At 42.0% G+C, this 20155-nt stretch carries 7 protein-coding genes; 1 reads left to right on the forward strand and 6 read right to left on the reverse strand.

Annotated elements, in window-relative coordinates; genetic code table 11:
* Positions 1-387: 387 nt before the first annotated feature.
* From mfd to apt, 5 genes are all read right to left on the reverse strand, one after another.
* Entirely contained in the window at positions 388-3828 is a 3441-nt protein-coding gene (gene mfd / locus BKL49_RS06150) for a transcription-repair coupling factor (protein ID WP_077423743.1), read from the reverse strand.
* A gap of 87 nt (positions 3829-3915) precedes the next feature.
* Entirely contained in the window at positions 3916-4092 is a 177-nt protein-coding gene (locus BKL49_RS12315) for a DUF5363 family protein (protein WP_158074786.1), read from the reverse strand.
* Positions 4089-5942 (reverse strand): tRNA(Met) cytidine acetyltransferase TmcA, encoded by a 1854-nt coding sequence (locus BKL49_RS06155; protein ID WP_077423738.1) that lies wholly within the window; start codon positions 5940-5942, stop codon positions 4089-4091. Before BKL49_RS06155 ends, BKL49_RS12315 begins: the two co-directional genes overlap by 4 nt.
* A 17-nt stretch (positions 5943-5959) precedes the next feature.
* The gene (gene dnaX, locus BKL49_RS06160; protein WP_077423739.1) at positions 5960-8044 is read right to left on the reverse strand and encodes a DNA polymerase III subunit gamma/tau; all 2085 of its coding nucleotides are present in this window, start codon (positions 8042-8044) and stop codon (positions 5960-5962) included.
* Between the two features lie 9 nt (positions 8045-8053).
* Entirely contained in the window at positions 8054-8596 is a 543-nt protein-coding gene (gene apt / locus BKL49_RS06165) for an adenine phosphoribosyltransferase (RefSeq protein WP_077423740.1), read from the reverse strand.
* A gap of 382 nt (positions 8597-8978) precedes the next feature.
* On the opposite strand from apt, the gene BKL49_RS06170 reads away from it, so the two are divergent.
* Entirely contained in the window at positions 8979-17720 is an 8742-nt protein-coding gene (locus tag BKL49_RS06170) for a YadA-like family protein (RefSeq protein WP_158074787.1), read from the forward strand.
* Positions 17721-18162: 442 nt separating this feature from the next.
* Here the strand turns inward: BKL49_RS06170 and BKL49_RS06175 are convergent, their stop codons facing one another.
* Positions 18163-19998 (reverse strand): ATP-binding protein, encoded by a 1836-nt coding sequence (locus tag BKL49_RS06175; protein ID WP_077423742.1) that lies wholly within the window; start codon positions 19996-19998, stop codon positions 18163-18165.
* Positions 19999-20155 lie beyond the last annotated feature (157 nt).

A 20155-nucleotide genomic window follows, 5' to 3' on the forward strand; every position in this document is an offset into this window, starting at 1 on the left:
AAATATTCGGGCTTGGATTCTATTAAATTAGAGAATAAGCCTAATGTGCTGTGCTGTGCTGTGCTTGGCAGTGTATGTTTCATGCTCTAAAAAGAAAAGAAGTTTTTACTATATGCTTACAAAATAAACACCCCTACGTCTTATTTTTAATTATTCTTAATCTAAGAAGAATTTGTGTATTCTATAATATCTCTGTTAAAAAGACAAACTCTTTTTGTAAATGGAATGTAAATAATGAAATAAACAGTAACAATACCATTCCCAATAAAAACAACGAGTTATTGCATTTTTTTAACTTGATGAACTTTGAGCAATACATTACTGACATTAATTTACATTTCTACTTTAATACTCCTTTCTCTACTTAGAATAAAAAGTTATAAAAACTTAATCAACTAGAAATTTTATTAAATCCCCCACAAACGCTAACCGCACTTTATTGTCGGATAAATCCTTCATAAATTTGAATTTTAATGGACCGTCAAAACGGTAGGTGATCGGTTCTTTTTGAATAAGCTGAATAAATTTTTCAGGATCAACTTTTGCCGTTGGGGAAAATTCAATAAAACCACCTTGCGTGCCGGCATCAATGCGTAGCACTTTAAGCGGTTCTATCAACAAGCGAAGTTCGGCAATTTGGAGTAAGTTTTTCGTGGCATCCGGCAACAAACCAAAACGGTCGATTAATTCCACTTTTAGTTCATCCAATTCTTGCTTATTTTTTGCGGCGGCAATGCGTTTATAGAAAGACAAACGCATATTCACATCACCAAGGTATTCATCGGGCAGTAATGCCGGTACGCGAAGTTCAATTTCCGCCTGTTGTTGGGTTAATTCTTCTAAAGAAGGTTCACGCCCTTCTTTAAGGGCTTTAACCGCCGCTTCAAGCAATTCCATATAAAGGGAAAAACCGATTGTTTCAATTTGTCCGCTTTGTTCATTGCCGAGCAATTCCCCTGCACCACGAATTTCTAAATCGTGAGTAGCAAGAATAAAGCCAGCTCCGAGATTATCCAGATTTTCCAAAGCATCAAGACGGCGTTCGGCATCTTTTGTCATCATTTTGGGCGGCGGTGTCAGTAAATAGGCGTAAGCCTGATGGTGCGAACGTCCAACCCGTCCACGCAACTGATGTAGCTGTGCCAAACCAAAATGATCGGCACGTTCAATAATGATGGTGTTTGCAGTTGGTACATCAATACCGGTTTCGATGATGGTTGAACACACTAATACGTTATAACGTTGATGATAGAAATCGGTCATCACCCGTTCCAGCTCCCGTTCCCGCATTTGTCCGTGTCCCACAATCACACGGGCTTCCGGCACAAGTGCGGTCAGTTTTTCTGCCGTATTTTCAATGCTCGCGACATCATTGTGTAAATAGTAAACCTGCCCACCACGCAGAATTTCCCGTAAAATTGCTTCCCGCACCGTTAAATCATCTTTTTGACGAACAAAGGTTTTAATGCTTAAACGGCGTGCCGGTGGCGTAGAAATAATGGATAAATCCCGAATGCCGTTCATCGCCATATTAAGGGTTCGTGGAATGGGGGTGGCGGTGAGGGTGAGGATGTCAATATTGGCACGTAACTGTTTGATTTTCTCTTTTTGCCCCACGCCAAAACGGTGTTCTTCATCAATAATTAACAAGCCGAGATCGCTAAATTTCACATCCGATTGAATCAGTTTGTGCGTGCCAATCAGAATATCCACCTTGCCTTCGCTAAGATTTTGCAAAATTTGCTTTTGTTCTTTTGCGGTTTTAAAACGGGATAGCATTTCCACATTCACCGGTAAATTGGCAAAGCGATCTTTAAAGTTTTCATAATGCTGTTGTGCCAATAATGTCGTTGGCACAAGCACTGCCACTTGTTTATGATTCATCACGGCTAAAAATGCCGCACGCATTGCCACTTCTGTTTTACCAAAACCTACATCACCGCAAACCAAGCGATCCATTGCTTTTGGCTGACACATATCGGCAATTACTGCATTGATCGCCATTTGCTGATCGTGCGTTTCTTCAAAAGGAAAGGTCGCCGCAAATTGTTGAAATTCTTCCCGATCATATTTAAACGCAAAGCCTTTTTGGGCTTCTCGTTGCGCATAGACATCAAGCAGTTCTGCCGCCACATCACGAATTTTTTCCGCCGCTTTTTGACGGGATTTTGCCCAAGCTTCATTGCCTAATTTATGCAATGGCGCACTTTCATCCGAGCCGCCCACATAACGACTGATTAAGTGCAATGAGGTCACCGGCACATAAAGTTTCGATTCGTTGGCATAGTTCAGTAATAAATATTCCGCCTTAATACCGCCGGTGTCCAAAGTGACCAAACCGCCATACCGTCCTACACCGTGATCCAAATGAACCACCGGCTGCCCGATTTTGAGTTCTGCCAAATTCCGCACCAAGGTATCGGGATTAATGGTTTTACGTTTATCCCGTTGGCGTTGTTGCACCCGCTCACCAAGTAAATTGGCTTCACCGATAATCGCTAATGGCGGTGTTTGATCAATAATAAATCCTTGCTCAATGGAACTGACCAGCAGGCTAAATTTTTCCGTTTCTGCTTGATCGAGTGATTTGATTTGTTTTGGTTTGAGTTTAAGCGGTTGCAGTAAATCCAGTAGGGTTTCACGCCGTCCTTCCGTTTCAACGGAAAACATCACATTACCGTTGAACGATTCAATAAACTGACGCAACTGTCCGAGCGGTTCTTTTTGTTGCGATTGAATGGTAATTGGCGGCAAAGGAGAAAGCGGCAGATTTTTTTGACGTACCGATGATCGCACTTTTTCTGTTTTCAGTGTAATGCGTGGATAGTTTTTCAAATGATGATTCACATCATCAATATTCAACCAAAGTTTTTCCGGCGGTAACAACGGACGCATTGGATCGGCTTTACGTTGTTCGTAGCGTTGTTTGGCATCAAGATAAAATCGTTCAGCCTGAGCCTGATTGCCTTCCATATCCACAAAGAGGGTTTGTGCCGGTAAATAATCAAACAAGGTTGCCATTTCTGCAAAGAAAAGCGGCTGCCAATATTCAATCCCGGAAATCAGTGTGCCTTTACTAATTTGCTGATAAATATGTTCCGGATCACGGCGAATTTCGCCAAAGGTTTCGCGAAATTGCGTGCGGAAAAATTCAATGCCTTTATTATCTGTAGGAAATTCGTGTGCCGGCAACAGATTAATCGATTGAATTTCATCAAGGGTACGTTGACTATCCACATCAAAAGTGCGAATGGAATCAATTTCATCATCAAAAAAATCTAATCGAAAAGGCACGTTGCTCCCCATTGGAAAGAGATCGAGCAATGATCCACGCACCGCATATTCGCCGTGTTCCAATACTTGTTCCACTGCACGATAGCCTGCCGCTTCCAACTGTAAACGCATTTTGTCAATAATGAGACGGTCGCCTTTTTTAATCAGCAATACATTATGTTGCAGATATTGTGGCGGACAAAGACGTTGCATTAGCGTGGAAATGGGTAAGAGAAAAATACCTTTTTTGGCATTTTGCAAATAAAAAAGCGCACTTAAACGGGAGGAAATAATTTCTTGATGAGGCGAAAACGTATCATAAGGCAGGGTTTCCCAATCCGGAAATATCCGTACATCGAGAAGGCTTAGTTCCGACAAAACGCGCGACAAACGCACCGTACTTCGGGTATCGGGGGTGACCACAACGGTTAGCCCTTGATTTTGTTCGGCAATTTCACGCACGGCAAGGGCATCTGCACCCTGTAATACGTTACCTAAAATTTTGTGATCTTTTGCTTCGGTGGGAATATCGGGTTGGAAAAAACTACTGCTCATAACTGCGCCAATCTGTTGTAAAAATTGGCGCATAGTTTACTGAATTAAAAAGGGGGATTCAAGTTAAGATCTGTATAAAAAAACAGGCTATTTTTTAAAGAGGGAATCTTCTTTGCAGAGATTGCCATTTTCATCTTCACGCATTTTCGTCAGCCCACAACACTTCGGGGAATCAAGATCGTAGCTTTTTAAAAAACGGTCATATTTTTCTAATGCCTGTTTAAACCAGCCTTTTGTTTTTTCGGTTTGTGCTTTTTCCGTCATAAATGTTCCTCCAAATAACGTTTAATTTCTAAACGAAAACATTCTATGCTTTTTTTCTTATCAAAGGGAAATTGTTTTTTCGTGAAATAGGCAAAAAGGTGTGGAAAACGTGCCTCCCCTTGTTCTTTTAACAAACGGCGAATTGAAGGCGTGGCAGCAAACAAAGTGCGGTGAAAATTAGCGAAGTTTTTGAGGCTTTGCCAATCTTCCTCATTTAGCGACCAATCCCTTTTTTCAGCGGCTATTTTCTCGGCAAAAGGATGAAAAGATAAGCCAATATTACGCTGAAATTGTTGATGTGCCATTTGTGCCAATTCCCGCCCTTTTTCCGATATTCCCCGCAAAGCGATTGCCGAATAACAACCGCTGCTTGCTTCCGGATGTTCCCCCAAATGCACCAAAATAAAACCACACTTTTGCCAAAAATGTTCTAATTCTTCCGTATAACCAAAGCTCACGGACAGAAAATCCACTTCCGCCTGCAAACAGGATTGTATCAAAGATTGCCCTATGCCCTGTTGCTGCCAATTCGGCTGCACGGCAATGCGGGAAATACGCAGAGAACGTAGTCGGCACGCCTGTGGAAGATGGGCGTGAAAACAAAGTGCTTGCGGAACAAGGTTGCCTTTTGGGCGGCGTGTTCCCTGTTGGATTTGTGTAATCAGTTTTTCATCCTTCATTCCGCCTTCTTCTAACGCCCAAACCGCACCAAGCAAATGTTGTTGCCATTTGGCAAGGTAAAAACGCTGTCTTTCACCATCAAATAAACGGCGTAAATCAATGGGCGAGGTGCGGTAATGTGCCAATGTCATTAAACCGTAGAAGGTTTCGGCGGTAGGAATAAGTTGTGTTTGAGCTATTTCACTGATTTGAATCTTGGCATCCGCCCGATAGGCAATCTGCTTAAATTTATCTTCTGCATTGAGCATTAAAAGCTCATCAATAAAGGCTTCAAGCGGATCGTTTTCCTGCCAACGCAGGGGCTGTTGTAATTCAACGTGCTGAAAAGTGCGGTTAATTTTTTGCTTAAATTTCAACGTAAAGCCCCGCCCTGTGCCTTCGTAGCTATGAAGAGTGGTGCTGAAAATGATATGGCGAAAATAGCGTGAAAATTGTTGCAATAGAGGCAAGGGAATCATCGCCGCTTCATCCACCAACAACCACGCCTTTTTACTAAATGTCGGATTGCGTTGTAGTCGTGCGTGGAGTTCATCGGGTGCGATAAATTCAATCTCCCCTTCGGCAAAATCATACAATGTTTTCACCGCATTTTTATTGGGCGCGGTGAGGTAAATCGGTGCTTTAATTTGATTTATTAAAAAACCAAGTAAAGCGGATTTTCCCCGACCCCGCTTTGCCGTTAAGAAATAAAGATCCGATTGTTGCTGTAAAATTTGTTCGATAATTTGTTGTTGTGAAGGGGTGGCTTGTTTTTGGGTTTCCGATTGATGAAAATTAGGGGAAAAATTGACCGCACTTGGTTCGCTCAAAATAGGGAAATGATAATGTGCAATACATTGTTGAAAATAATGAATAAAATTGGGCGTACAAATTGCCGAGCTATTGCCATTCCAACGAAAACTGTCCCCATCAGACCGCTGTGCCAAATTATCCCAATCCGATAATAACAGGCAAAGCGTCCCCCCCATTTTTAACGTACCTGCCGCAATGGCAAGGGCTTCCAAATGAATCCCCTTTCGCCCATCAAACAAAATATGCTCAAATTCCTGCCCAAGCAAATTCCCCGCTTTAGAAAAAGGCACACCATACTCCCCCACCACCAATACTTGCGGAGGTAAATTTTCGGGCAATTTATCGGAAATCAGCACTTGGCATTGCCGGGGTTGCATTGGAAATTTTTGTTCTCTCACACCGGCCGAATACTCTCTCTATCTAATTTGGCATCAAATTCTTTTTGTAAGAGAAGAAGTTTTTTGTCTTGTTCCAGTTCTTTGCAGGCTTGTTCCCGTAGATCTTGATAAACCTGTTTGCGATAATCCATTGGAGTGGTGACTTCGCGATCATCCAATTGAATGTCAATATTGATCGGGCTGTCATAAAGTTGGCTGAGGGCTTCTTCCAGCATTTTGATATTACGGGCTTGACGTAAATGGGCTTTTTCAGAATGTAGTCCTAAGTGAATTTTACTTTCCGTTTTCTCCAACAAAAAGCAGTTTAACGCCAGTTCTTTGGCAAAACCACTGATGCCGGAACGTTCTACTATATCCGTCCATTCATCACGTTCTTGTGTGATAGCGATAATTCGTAAACGCAGTTCCGGCGTAATATCTTTTAAAATCGCCTGTTTGATATCGGAAGGGCGAATTGCGGTCTCGACTTTGGCAAGTTCGGGATTACTCCATTCCCAACGATAGGTTTCCGCATCTAAGATTTCTTGATCTTCCTGTTCCAACTCCGCATTGTCTTCCATTGTATTGGTGACGGTTTGAATATTTGGCGGAACACTCTGCGTTTGCGATACCGCCTGTGATGAAGGATTTTTCTTCGGTGGGGTCATTTCCCGCACGGGAAGTGCGGTCATTTTTCGTTGCGTTTTTTGTTCATCCAACGCTTGCACGCGATGTAAGGCTTCAGCCACCGCCTCATTCACTTCTTTTTGATGGGCTTGGCGTTCCCCTGCTTCAATTTGGTTAAGCTGTTTTAGGGCATCTAACGCCGCTAATCCGGCAAGATTGAGATCGCCATTTGAGGAAGAAGGGCGCGTGGTTTTCGATCCGCTAATAGATTTGTAGGTCGATTGAATATTTTGCGACAACACCGGGACATCAATATAATTTCCCTGATTTTCGACCGCACTTTTTTCTGCGCTTGGACGATTTTCAGGTGTATTAACCTGAGGTGTTGCCGTAAGGAACTTTGGGTGAAATGCCAACGCCCTCAATAATGTCATTTCCGCCCCCACACGATAATTTGGTGCGGTGCTTAATTCTTTTCTGCCGGAAACCACAACTTGGTAGAAAAACTGCACGTCTTCCGGTGCGATATGTTTTGCCAAAAATGAAAGATGTTCATTCTCGCCCGTGGTATTCTGCGGCAATAATTGCATTAAGGCGATTTGATGAAGTTTTTCCGCCACTTCAGACAATAATCCGTCCCAATCTGCGGCTTTTTCGGCAACGGTTTGCAGGGTTTTCATCAAGCGTTCGCCATTGCCTTGGTGTAAGGCATAAATAATTTCAATGGCTTGGCTGTCATCCATTAAGCCCAACATTGCATTTACCACCTCCACGGTAACGTGGCGATCCCCCATTGCAATGGCTTGATCCGTCAGGCTTAAACTATCACGAATACTGCCTTGTGCTGCTTTTGCCAATTTGTCCAACGCCAAAGGTTCAAAGTCAATTTTTTCTTGGTTAAGAATGTGTGCAAGATGTTGTGAAATTTGCGTTTCATCCAATGCTTTTAGGTGAAATTGCATACAACGGGACAAAATCGTCACCGGCAATTTTTGCGGATCGGTAGTGGCAAGCAGAAATTTGACGTATTCGGGCGGCTCTTCCAAGGTTTTTAATAAAGCATTAAAAGAATGGCGGGATAACATATGCACTTCATCGATTAAGTACACTTTAAAACGCCCTACCACCGGTTTGTACTGCACGTTATCCAACAGTTCTCGCGTGTCTTCCACCTTTGTGCGGGAAGCGGCATCAATTTCAATGAGATCAATAAACGTGCCTTGTTCAATGGCTTTACAGTTTTCACATTCACCACAAGGATGATCCGTAATGCCATTTTTAATGCAGTTTAAACCTTTGGCAAATAGGCGGGCGATAGAGGTTTTTCCCACGCCACGCGTGCCGGAAAAGAGATAAGCGTGATGTAGCCGTTGTTCTTTTAATCCATTAGAAAGTGCGGTGAGAATATGTCCTTGTCCCACCACATCTTCAAAGGTTTGAGGTCGCCATTTTCGGGCTAAGACTTGGTAGCTCATTTGCTGTAATTAATGACCTTCAAAATTCACTAAGGTGTAGCAAGCCACACCAAGATCGGTTAAACGTTTTTCACCGCCCAATTCAGGCAAATTAATCACAAATGCCGCGTGATTGACTTTTCCGCCCAAACGTTCTACCAATTTTACCGTGGCTTCAACCGTACCGCCGGTGGCAAGTAAATCGTCAATAATTAATACGTTATCTCCGGCTGAAATGGCATCGGTGTGCATTTCCAAAGTATCTTCGCCATATTCTAATTGGTAGGATTGGGAAATGGTTTCACGGGGTAATTTTTTCGGTTTACGCACCAATTCAAAAGGCAGTCCTAAGGCAAGGGCAACGGGCGCACCAAAAATAAATCCACGGGATTCCGTCCCCAATACTTTGGTGATCTTTTTGTCACGGTATTGTTCTACGATCAAATCTACCGCCGCTTTAAACGCCGCCGGCACTTCTAATAGGCTGGTAATATCACGGAAAACAATCCCTTCTTTCGGGTAATTTGGAATGGATTTAATGGAAGATTTGATGAGTTCAAGTTGTGTATTCATAAATAGCTCAATAATGAGAGATAAAATCAAGATTTTTTAGGCGGGCATTCTATCATAAAACATCAGTAAAAATGGAAGATTAGGAGGGGAAAATTTCTATCTGTTTTTTATTTGTTGAGAGATATTAAAAAGTGAGGGGAAAAGTGCGGTCATTTTTTGCTGTGTTTTTTTATAGCACCCACGCTTTTTATAACAATCTATTTACAAATCACCTAGAAATGTAAATTATGGTAAAGATTGGGCAAGTTATCTGTGATTTTACCTCCTATTTTTATAAAATGTGAGCGAAATTTGAGTTTTTCAACCGCAGTAAAATGAGATGTCTCGGTTGGAAATAAACTCAAATTTCTCTTCATTTAAAGTTTATTTTAGGAGTGTTGAAATGAACAAAATTTTTAAGGTGATTTGGAATCATGCTACGCAGTCGTGGGTGGCGGTTTCTGAATTACAGAAAGCCAAAGGAAAGACCAAATCAAGAACCGGTCATAAACTTTCTTTGGTGGCAATTTCTTTAGCTGCGGCAGGTTCTACCTTAATTGGTAGTTCGGTATTAGCGGCGACAGCCACGATGACTGGCGGTGGTTCGAACATTGTTATTTCAGGCTCTACTAGTGCGTCCGCACATGCAACAGAAGGTGTGGCGATTGGTAATGATGCACATGCTAGTGGTGAGCGCAGTGTGGCTCTTGGACGTGGAACAGGGGCAAACGGCACAGCATCAATTGCTATCGGTTGTAATACCAAAGCTTCTGGGGATGCTAGTATTGCTATCGGTTGTAACACCAATGCAACTGGGACACAAGCTATTGCGATGGGTCAAAATGCAACAGCCTCCGGCTCAAGGTCCATTGCGATTGGTATTCATGCGAATGCTCAGGATACAGATAATGTGATTATCGGTTTTAATTCTACAGTATCGGGTGGTGAAGGTTCTGTTGCTGTTGGTCGTAGAAATACGGTTTCCGGCATTGGGAATGGGTTAGCGTTTGGGGATTCTAATGATGTATATGGTGACCAAGGGGTTGCATTAGGTTTTAAATCTTCCACCGGCGGTGACTATTCTTATGCAATGGGGTCAGCCGCTCGTACTCAATCCGCAGCTGCCTTGGCTATCGGTTACAATGCCCGTGTTATGGATGGGTTAGATCGCGATGCGAATGTAAGTGTGAGGGTTCAAGATAGTAATGCTACCACTAATACAAGTAGAGAAAGTACGGCAGTCGGGGGCTCAACCCTTTATGTCTTACGCTCTTACGCAGCCTCTATTTATGGTTCTAATTCAGAGGCAAGAGATAGTAATCTTGCTACAGCAATTGGTGCTAAAGCGAAAGTTCAAGAATCTGCGAGAGGTACGGCTGTTGGTGCAGGCAGTAACGTGACTAATAACTCATCAGCGGGTATTTCCATCGGTGCAATTAGTGGAGTGAGTGATTCCAGACAAGGTATTGCCATTGGTGGAAATGCAACAGTTAATGCTTCACAAGCTGCGGTGGCTGTTGGTCCTAACATCCGTATTGTCAATGCACCGGGTTCAGGTACATTTGGTGCCAACAGCAGCAACACCGGTACGAATACCTTTGTTTTAGGTAGCAACGTGAGTGTGAATACCACCGGTTCTGTTATTTTGGGTAACCACTCCACTGAAGTGACTGATAGCAGTAAGGTTAAAGTTGAAAATATAACCTATGCAAACGTAAGTGGCATTAACTATACCGGTTTTGCCGGTAAGGTTGAGAATGCCGGTGCTTATGTAAGTGTGGGGAGAGAAGGCGCTGAACGCCAAATCAAAAACGTGGCGCCTGGTAATATCTCTAATGTTTCAACTGATGCGATTAACGGTTCTCAGCTGTATGCCGTGATGGCGAAAATAAATGCGAATAATATAGCATATACTTTCAATGTAGGTAATGATTCCAAAGCATCCGTTAGGACGATCAACGCCACCAATAACGTACGCTTCTTAAATGGTACACACACTCAAGCAGTGGTAAGTGATAACGGAAAAGGGGCAAATGTTACCTTTAACGCAATCACCGGGACTTTTGGTCCAATTACCGAGCAATCTGTCGGTATGTTAAATAATGGGACTAATGGTTTAGCAACCACTAATGATGTTGTTACAGCAGTAAACAAAGGTTTTTGGCAAATTGGTAATGGCACGGTACAAAATAATGTTCATTTTGGCGATCAAGTTCACTTTACGGGTAGTGGTGCAGCAAATGTTACTTTGGTTAATATCACCAAAGACGCTGGTGGAACGGCAAATGGCAGAACTACAGTCAATATTCATGTGCCTGAACTTAACTTTACTGGTATCAACGGTATTGTGGTTAATAAAACAGGCAATAATGTTACCATTTCCTCCACAACAACCGGCGGCTCAGGAAGTAGCACAGTAGAAAACTATTTCCATGTGAATGATGGCACGACAAATCAAACAGCAGGCAATGCAGCCACCAATAAAGGATCGGTAGATTCTAAAGCCGGTGCAACCGGTGTTAATGCCACCACTGCCGGTGTGAATGCGAAGGCTTCGGGTGTAAGCAGTATCGCAATGGGTTTAAGTGCAAATGCAACAAGCACTCGTGGTATTGCGATTGGTGAAAATTCATCTGCAGAACAACAACAAGGTATTGCGATTGGTTTTGACGCTAAGGTTTCTCGCGGTGATCTTGGTAATAATGGTATTGCAATTGGTACGCAAGCTAACGCCTCTGAACAGCAAACTGTTGCAATTGGGTGGGCGGCTACAGCCAGCAAAAATTCTGCAATTTCAATGGGTTGGCAGGCAAACTCAAGTGGTGATGCTGCGGTGGCTATTGGTCCACAATCTAAATCTTATTTGAATGACAGTATTTCAATTGGTCGTAATGCCACTACAAATGCGTTGCAAAGTATTGCGATTGGTTACAGTACGCTGGTTACCGGTAAAGATGCGATTGGTATGGGGCGTGACACTAATGTAACGGGACAAAGTGCGGTCGCTATTGGTAATAATTCAAAAGCAGCGTTACAAGATTCGGTGGCATTGGGTTCTGAATCTGAAACCAGAAGTGGTGTAGCGGTAGGCAGTGCTACGGTTAATGGTGTAACCTATGGTGGTTTCTGTGGTACGTTGGCTGCGACTAACCGTGTGGTTTCTGTAGGGACAGCAGGTAAAGAACGTCAAATCCAAAATGTGGCAGCCGGTCAAATTTCTAATACTTCCACCGATGCGATTAATGGTTCGCAACTTTATGCAGTGATGAATAATGGCTATTGGAAAATCGGTAATGGAAGTGCGGTCGTAAATAACGTTGCTTTTACCAACCAAGTTAATTTCACCGGTTCAGGTCGGGCGAATGTAACTGTCACTAAAAACAGCGACAGCCTCACGACTGTCAATGTGGATGTACCGAATTTAACCTTTATTAACGGTACTAATATTGCGATTACGCAAGAAGGTAATAATGTAACGATTTCTTCAACTGGCTCGAATGCAACAACACCAAATATCACAAATTTAACGCCAAATGCCACAACAGGTAAAATTGATGAGCCGAGTAACGGTGGTGATTTTGTCAATGCAACCACGATCACCAACGCGATCAATAATGCCTTCCACACTGTAAATTCAACTAATAGTGATGAGCAGGTGAAAGCAACTAACGGCACAACTACCGTGAAAGCAGGAGATACCCTTGATTTTGTAGCGGGTAAAAACTTGGTGGTAAACCAAACCAATAAAACAATCGCATTTGGTTTATCGCAAGATATTAATGTAAGCAATATCACAGCGGGCAATATCACCGTAGGCAACACCACAATCACAAACGGTACAATCAACGGATTAAATAGCGAATTGAAGCCAACCAACAGCGTGGCAACAAACAGCAATAAAACAAATGCAGTTTCTCAAAATGCACCGACAACCGTAAACGGCTCAAATGCCGCCACCGTCAATGACGTGTTGAATGCAGGTTGGAACCTGCAAGAAAATGGCACAGCGAAAGATTTCATCGCGGCTTATGACACTGTAAACTTTGTGAACGGCACAGGTACAGCGGTCAATATCACCACTGAAAACGGCAAAGTTTCAAAAGTGAAAGTAGATGTGAAGGTCGATAATGCGACTATCACAACGAAACCTGACGGTACAGTGACAGCCAATGTGACCAACTTGACCACCAACGATAACGGTACAATTAAAGTTGTTGATGGCGGTAATGGTGACAATTTGGTGAATGCAACCACGATTACCAATGCGATCAATAATGCGTTCCATACGGTAAATTCAACCAACAGTGATGAACAGGTGAAAGAAACCAATGGCACAACCACCGTGAAAGCAGGGGATACCCTTGATTTCGTGGCAGGTAAAAACTTGGTTGTAAACCAAACTGGTAAAAATATTGCGTTTGGTTTATCGCAAGATATTAACGTGACCAATATCACGGCGGGCAATATCACCGTAGGCAACACCACCATTACAAATGGCACAATCAGCGGATTAAACAGCGAATTAGCGCCAACCAACAATGTGGCAACAAACAGTAATACCAACGTTGTTTCTCAAGAGGCACCGACAACGGTAAACGGCTCAAATGCAGCTACTGTAAACGATGTATTGAACGCAGGTTGGAACTTGCAAGAAAACGGCACGGCGAAAGATTTCGTTGCGGCTTATGACACCGTAAACTTTGAGAACGGCACAGGCACAACCGTCAACATCACCACTGAAAACGGTAACGTTTCAAAAGTGAAAGTGGATGTGAAAGTTGATAACAGTACTATCACAACAGATCCAAATACAGGTGAAGTAAAAGCCAATGTAACCAATTTAATCACCAACAATAACGGTACAATTAAAGTTGTTGATGGCGGCAATGGTGACAACTTGGTAAATGCAACCACAATCACCAATGCGATCAACAATGCATTCCACACCGTAAACAGCACCAATAGCGACACTCAGATTGTCAAGGGTGATGGCAATACAACTGTCAAAGCAGGCGATACATTAAGTTTTGAAACGGGTAAAAACCTCGTTGTAAATCAAACAGGTAAAAATATCGCATTTGGTTTATCCGAAAGCATTAATGTGACCAATGTTACTGCGAATAACGTGTTCTCGAATGGTAGTCTTCCGAACCAAACTATTCAGGTAACCAGCGGCGGCGATACCTTCTTGAATCTGACCGGTTCAAACCCTGATCAAGTCGTAACAGCGAAAGATTTGAAAGATTACGGTTGGATTGTAAAAGCGGATGGTAATAACTATTCTGCGGCAGTACGTAATGTGAATACCGTGAACTTTATTGGTAAAAATGGTGTGAATGTAACAGGTAAAGCGAATGAGACTACCGGCATTTATGACATCACCGTAAGCGGTAAAGAAGTGAACTATACTTCTAACAACCAAACGTTAACCAATTCAACAACCGGTGAAGCTGAACCTAACCAAACCGTAGTGAACAATGTGAACTATGTGAATGGTACAGGCACAACACCAAATGTAACCATTAACAACGGTACATTAAATGTTGCCTTTGATATTAATACCACCAATGGTACGGTGAATGATAACGGTACAGTGAGTGTTACAGAGCCAAATTCATTCTTGAACGCAACGGAAGTGGCGAACTTGGTGAACAACTCATCATTCAATGCGACAATTGGTCGTGATGATGCGGCGTTTACAGACCAAGCCGGTAAAACAAACCACAAAGTGAAAGCGGGTGAGACATTAACCTTCAACGCAGGTAAAAACTTAATCGTTAAACAAGATGGCGGTATATTTACCTATGCGACAGATGAAAATGTCACCTTCAACAATGTGAACACCACAACATTAACGATTGGTAATGTTTCTAATTCGACTGCACCGAAAGTAGATTTCAATGCAGAAGAGGCGAAACCGGCAACCAACAATAATGAAACCAATGCACCACAATTTGCGTTGAATATCACTACAGAGGGTAAACCGACTCAAATTACGGGTGTGGGTTCAGTATTGAATCTAACCAATGTAACCACTAATCCGGGTGATGTGAATAACGTAACACGTCCAAATGGTTCAGACACGTTAGTGAACTTAACCAACTTACCGGAAGAAACATTGAATTCTGTAGTAACGGTTCGTGATATTGCGAATATGGGTTGGGTTGTAAAAGCCACCGATAACAACTACAGCAACACCGTGAAAAATGCGAACGAAGTGAACTTCGTGGGTGCAAATGGTGTGACGGTAGAAGGTTCTAATGACGGTGATGTGCGTACTATCACAATTAAAGGTAAAGAAATTAATTATCAAACCAATAATAATGTGACAAACGGTACGAATAGCACTGGCGATATAACCAATGCAACCGGTAGCAATGTTGATAATGTAAGTTATAACAATGGCACAGGTACGACTGCCAATGTAACTTATAACAACGGTACATTAAATGTAGCCTTTGACGTGAATACCGGTAACTCAACCGTCACCGATGGTAAAGCGGATTCAAACACTTACACCGATGCAAACGGCACAACGGTCACTAAACAAGGTGATACCTATGTGTATGCAAATGGTACGAACGTTGCAGATCCGTCAACAGTCACAACAACGGATAACAGCGATAAGATCGCAACCGTTGGCGATATTGTGAATACCATTAACAATGTGTACCACACTGTTAATAGCACGAAAGTTGATACACAAATCACTTCAAGTGCAAATTCGACAGGTACGCAAGTGAAAACAGGTGATACGCTTCAATTTACTGCAGCGAAAAACTTGGAAATCGTTCAAGACGGTCACAACATTACTTACGGTTTATCTAACAATATTACCGTGAATAATGTGAATACCACGACATTGACTGTGGGGAACACTTCTAACCCTACCGGTCCAAAAGTGGGTTTCAATGCGGAAAATGCGAAACCTGCAACCAATAATAATGCAAGCAATGCACCACAATTTGCATTGAACATTACAACCGGTGGCAATGTAACGCAAATCACAGGCGTGGGTTCAACCTTAAATACCACAGACATTGTGACTAACCCTAATGGTACTGTGAGTAGCGATAAATTGGTTGATTTAACCAATGCAACAACCCCTGATTCAGCGGCAACCGTGCGTGATCTCCAAAATATGGGCTGGGTTGTTGAAGCAGAAGACAATAATTATGTTGATACCGTGAAAAACGCTAACCGTGTGAAATTCAATGGTGATAATGCGGTAACTGTAACCGGTAATACGACTGCTGATGGCGTTCGTAATATCAACATCAGTGTGAATGCAACACAAATTGCAGGTCAAATCACCGGTAAAGTATTCAACAATGCGAATGGTACTGCAGGTTCTAATTCAACAACCGGTACACTTGCAAGTGTTGATGATGTTGCAAATGCAATCAACGGTAGCGGTTGGAACACCACATTAACCAATGGCAGCACGGCTCAAATCAATCCGGGCGATATTGTGAATTATGTGGATGGTAACGGCACAACGGCGAATGTAACCGTAAGCAAAGGTACAGACGGTAAAGATGTCTTTAACGTGAGCTACGATGTGAAAGCCGGTGATAACACTATTCAGGTTACCCCTGAAGGCGTGAAAGTGAACGTGACAACCGGTTCTGTCAACCCGAACGGTACCGTAAGTGTGGAGAACCCTGACTTAATCTTGAACGCTTCACAAGTGGCGAACTTGGTGAATAACTCATCATTCAACGTCACCACAGCGAAAAATGACGATCAAGTCGTAAGCGGTGGACACGAAACCGTTAAAGTGAAAGCAGGCGATACCGTTACTTATGCAGCAGGTAAGAACTTAGAAGTGAACCAAACCGGTTCAAACATTACCTACGGTTTATCCCAAGATATTACCGTAAATAATGTGAACACCACCACATTGACTGTTGGCGCACCGAACGTAACCGTAGATGGTAACGTCATCGTGAATCCAAAAGTAGATTTCAATGCGGAAGACGCTAAACCGGCAACCAACAATAATGTAAGCAATGCACCACAATTTGCATTGAACATTACAACCGGTGGCAATGTGACACAAATCACAGGTGTAGGCTCTGTATTGAATACTACCGATGTGGCGACTAACCCGAATAACGCTAACCGTACATCGGGCGATACCTTGGTGAACTTAACCAACTTACCGGAAGAAACATTGAATTCTGCGGTAACGGTGCGTGATGCAGCGAATATGGGGTGGGTTGTTGAAGCCAATGGCAACAACTACTCCGACACCGTGAAAAACGCTAACCACGTGAAATTCACCGGTGAAGGTGGCATAACCGTAAACGGTACAACAGATGATAACGGTGTTCGCACCATCACTGTTACAGCGAAAGCGGATGGTACAACGATCACCATTGATCCGAACGGCAATATCACGGCAAATACGACGGATATCAACACGAATCCGGATGGTTCTGTGACATTACCGAACGTGAGCAACGGTGGTAACTTGGTGAACGGTACAACGGTTGTGAATGCGATTAACAATGCAGGACACACCATTAAAGCAGCGAAAAACAATGAGTTAGTGGTATCTGATACAACTCAATCTGCGAAAGTTAATCCGGGTAAAACCGTCACTTATGCAGCGGGTAAAAACTTAGAAGCTAACATCAAAGTTGATACAAATGGTAATAGCACCGTTACTTATGGTTTAAGTGACAATATTTCTGTAACCAGCGTTCAAGTTGGTGGCAATACCGGACCAACCATTACCGGTGATGCAAACGGTAATGTTGTAATTGGTAAAGCCGATGAAAACGGTAACCTTGCACCAACTCAAATTAAAAACGTTGCGCCGGGTACCGATCCGACAGATGCAGTTAACGTAAGCCAATTAAGAGGCGTTGCAGGCAACATCAATAACCGTATCAATAAAGTCGATAAAGACTTACGTGCGGGTATTGCAGGTGCGAACGCAGCGGCAGGTTTACCACAGGTTTATATCCCGGGTAAATCATTGGTTGCGGTAGGTGCTGGCCACTTCAAAGGTGAAAATGCCCTAGCGGTGGGTTACTCACGTGCAAGCGATAACGGTAAATTAATCTTGAAACTTCAAGGTAATACCAACAGTCGCGGCGATGTGGGCGGCTCGGTAGCAGTGGGTTACCAATGGTAATCTAAACCACATAAAGTAACCCGTTAATTAGGGTTACTTCCCAAATCATAAAAACCGAAGCGAGATAATCGTTTCGGTTTTTTATTGCCATATTCATAGCTTTGTGTCTATGCTGAACAATTTTAATCATTCAATATTGGACGCTAAGCTTGGCATCCCTATCAATCACATTATTTCCTTTTGTGCTTTTATATACTAACATTTAGTCTGCCCCTCCATTTACGGAAAGAGTTGTCACGAAGTGATTGAGAGAGAGTAACGAAGGTATAAAAACATTGCAAAAACTAACCGCACTTTCCCCTCCTATGACGTAATAAATTTAAGAGCACTATGCCAATATCTAAAATACTAACCCATTGGAAGTACCTGAACTTTTATCTGGAATTTTAATACATACGCCAACATAGCGCCCTTATTAATCCACGTTATTTCCTTTTTTCGGCTATAGAATTTTTAAGTAACCTTCTAATTCTTTTATATTTTCTTGCCAAGAGCGGGTTAACGTTTCGAGCCATTTTTCAATATTGATAGCCCATTCATCTTTTTCGTTATGTTGCATTTTTTCAGCAAATTGTTGTAAGGTGAGCAATCCTACTGATCCCGCTGCACCTTTGATTTTATGCGCAATATCGGCAACAGGTTGTGCCCTGCTGCGATCGGAAAGATATACTTTATAGGCAGTATTTAATTCTTCAAAATAAGTCGGCATGAGTTGATTAAATAATGCCATATTCTTCGCCATTTGTTCCCGACCCAGTAATGCAATTAATGAAAGATCGAGTGTTGAATGAAAAGGTGTTTTATACGTTGACCCAATTGTATTTTTCGATTCATCCGTACCAAAAAAACGGTTTAAACATTGATGCAATTCTTCAATGGCTAAAGGCTTACGAAGTACCGCATCCATCCCTTTCACCAGATATTCTTTTTCACTTTGCATGATATTTGCAGTAAATGCCACAAGAGGGGGAAGAAAGTCATAAATACCGGCTTCATATTTTTTCCGTAGATGATCAGCAATATCAAAGCCTGACATATCGGGCAGTTTAATATCCAGTAATACGATGTCGTAAACATTACGCTCAAAACATTGAATTGCTTCCTGACCATTCATTGCCACATCAACTTTATGCCCCAACTTCTCCAGTACATTTTTTGCGACAATAATATTCAATTCTATATCTTCAACCAACAAGACTGCTAAAGATAAAGAATGCGTTATTTCATTTTTTGTTATTGGTTTTACCGGTTGTGCCAATATATTTAGATGAAAAGTTGAGCCTTGTCCCACTTGGCTTTCTACCGTCAAATCTCCCTGCATTAAAACAGCAAGGCTTTTTGAGATGGCTAAGCCAATGCCGCTACCGGCAGAACGATTGCTGTTTTCTTTCACTTGATAATACATTTTGAAAATATTATTCAATTCACATTGTGCAATGCCATTTCCTGTATCACGGAGTGCAAAGTGGAGTTCATTTTTGTCGTTAAAATCAACGGAAAGAGTGATCTCTCCTTTTTCGGTAAATTTCACGGCATTACTAATAAGATTCCAAAGAATTTGACTAAGCCTTGCACGATCTAAATATAAAAGATCCGGTAATGGCGTTTTAATATTTAAGAAAAACGCTAATTTTTTAGGCTCGCTCATTAGCACGGCAAAATTTTGGATGTCGTTAAGTAATGCGTGAATATCCGTTGGCTGCAAATTGAGTTCCAAGCGTTTGGCATCCAGTTTATCTAAATCAATAATATCACTAAAAATATGCCCCAAACTGACCGCACTTATATTGATGGTTTTCAGATAATTTCGTTGTTGAGCTGAAAGTTGTTCATCTAACAAAATTCGACTTAATCCAATAATACCATTAAGGGGGGTTCGCAACTCGTGGCTAATAGTAGCAAGCAAGGTGCTTTTATCACGACTATTTTTTTCCAATTTATCAAGCGCAATGGAAAGTTCTTTTTCTGCCTGAATTCTATCAGAAACTTCATTTTTCAAGCGAAAAACCGTCTTAGACAAATCTAATCTTGATCGTTCAAGCTGTTCTACCAACACGGTAAAAAAATAAATCACAAAAGGGGCGGTAAACAGTCCAAAAATAATGGATCGAAGTAAATCAATCCAATCAATTTTATTAGTGATAAATAAACTTAATAGGATCTGTGCGCTTAATGCGAAAATAGCAAGGATAACTAAACCAAGCAGAGAAAAACGAATCCGACCGAGTTTAATCACCCAATTAACATAGCGTTGTGTAAAGTATTTAAGATTTTTCATAGAAATATGGATAAGAAAAATAGAGCTTATTCTAACATTGAAAAGGCTTTGATGAATATTATGACAGGGAAAGAAGTTTTCACCTAAAAGTGCGGTCTATTTTTTGAAAGTTTTTATGGTAAGAAGTCGTAGTTAGCAGTTTGCGGTTTGCGGTTTG

The sequence above is a fragment of the Rodentibacter myodis genome (assembly GCF_001999305.1).
Taxonomy (GTDB): domain Bacteria; phylum Pseudomonadota; class Gammaproteobacteria; order Enterobacterales; family Pasteurellaceae; genus Rodentibacter; species Rodentibacter myodis.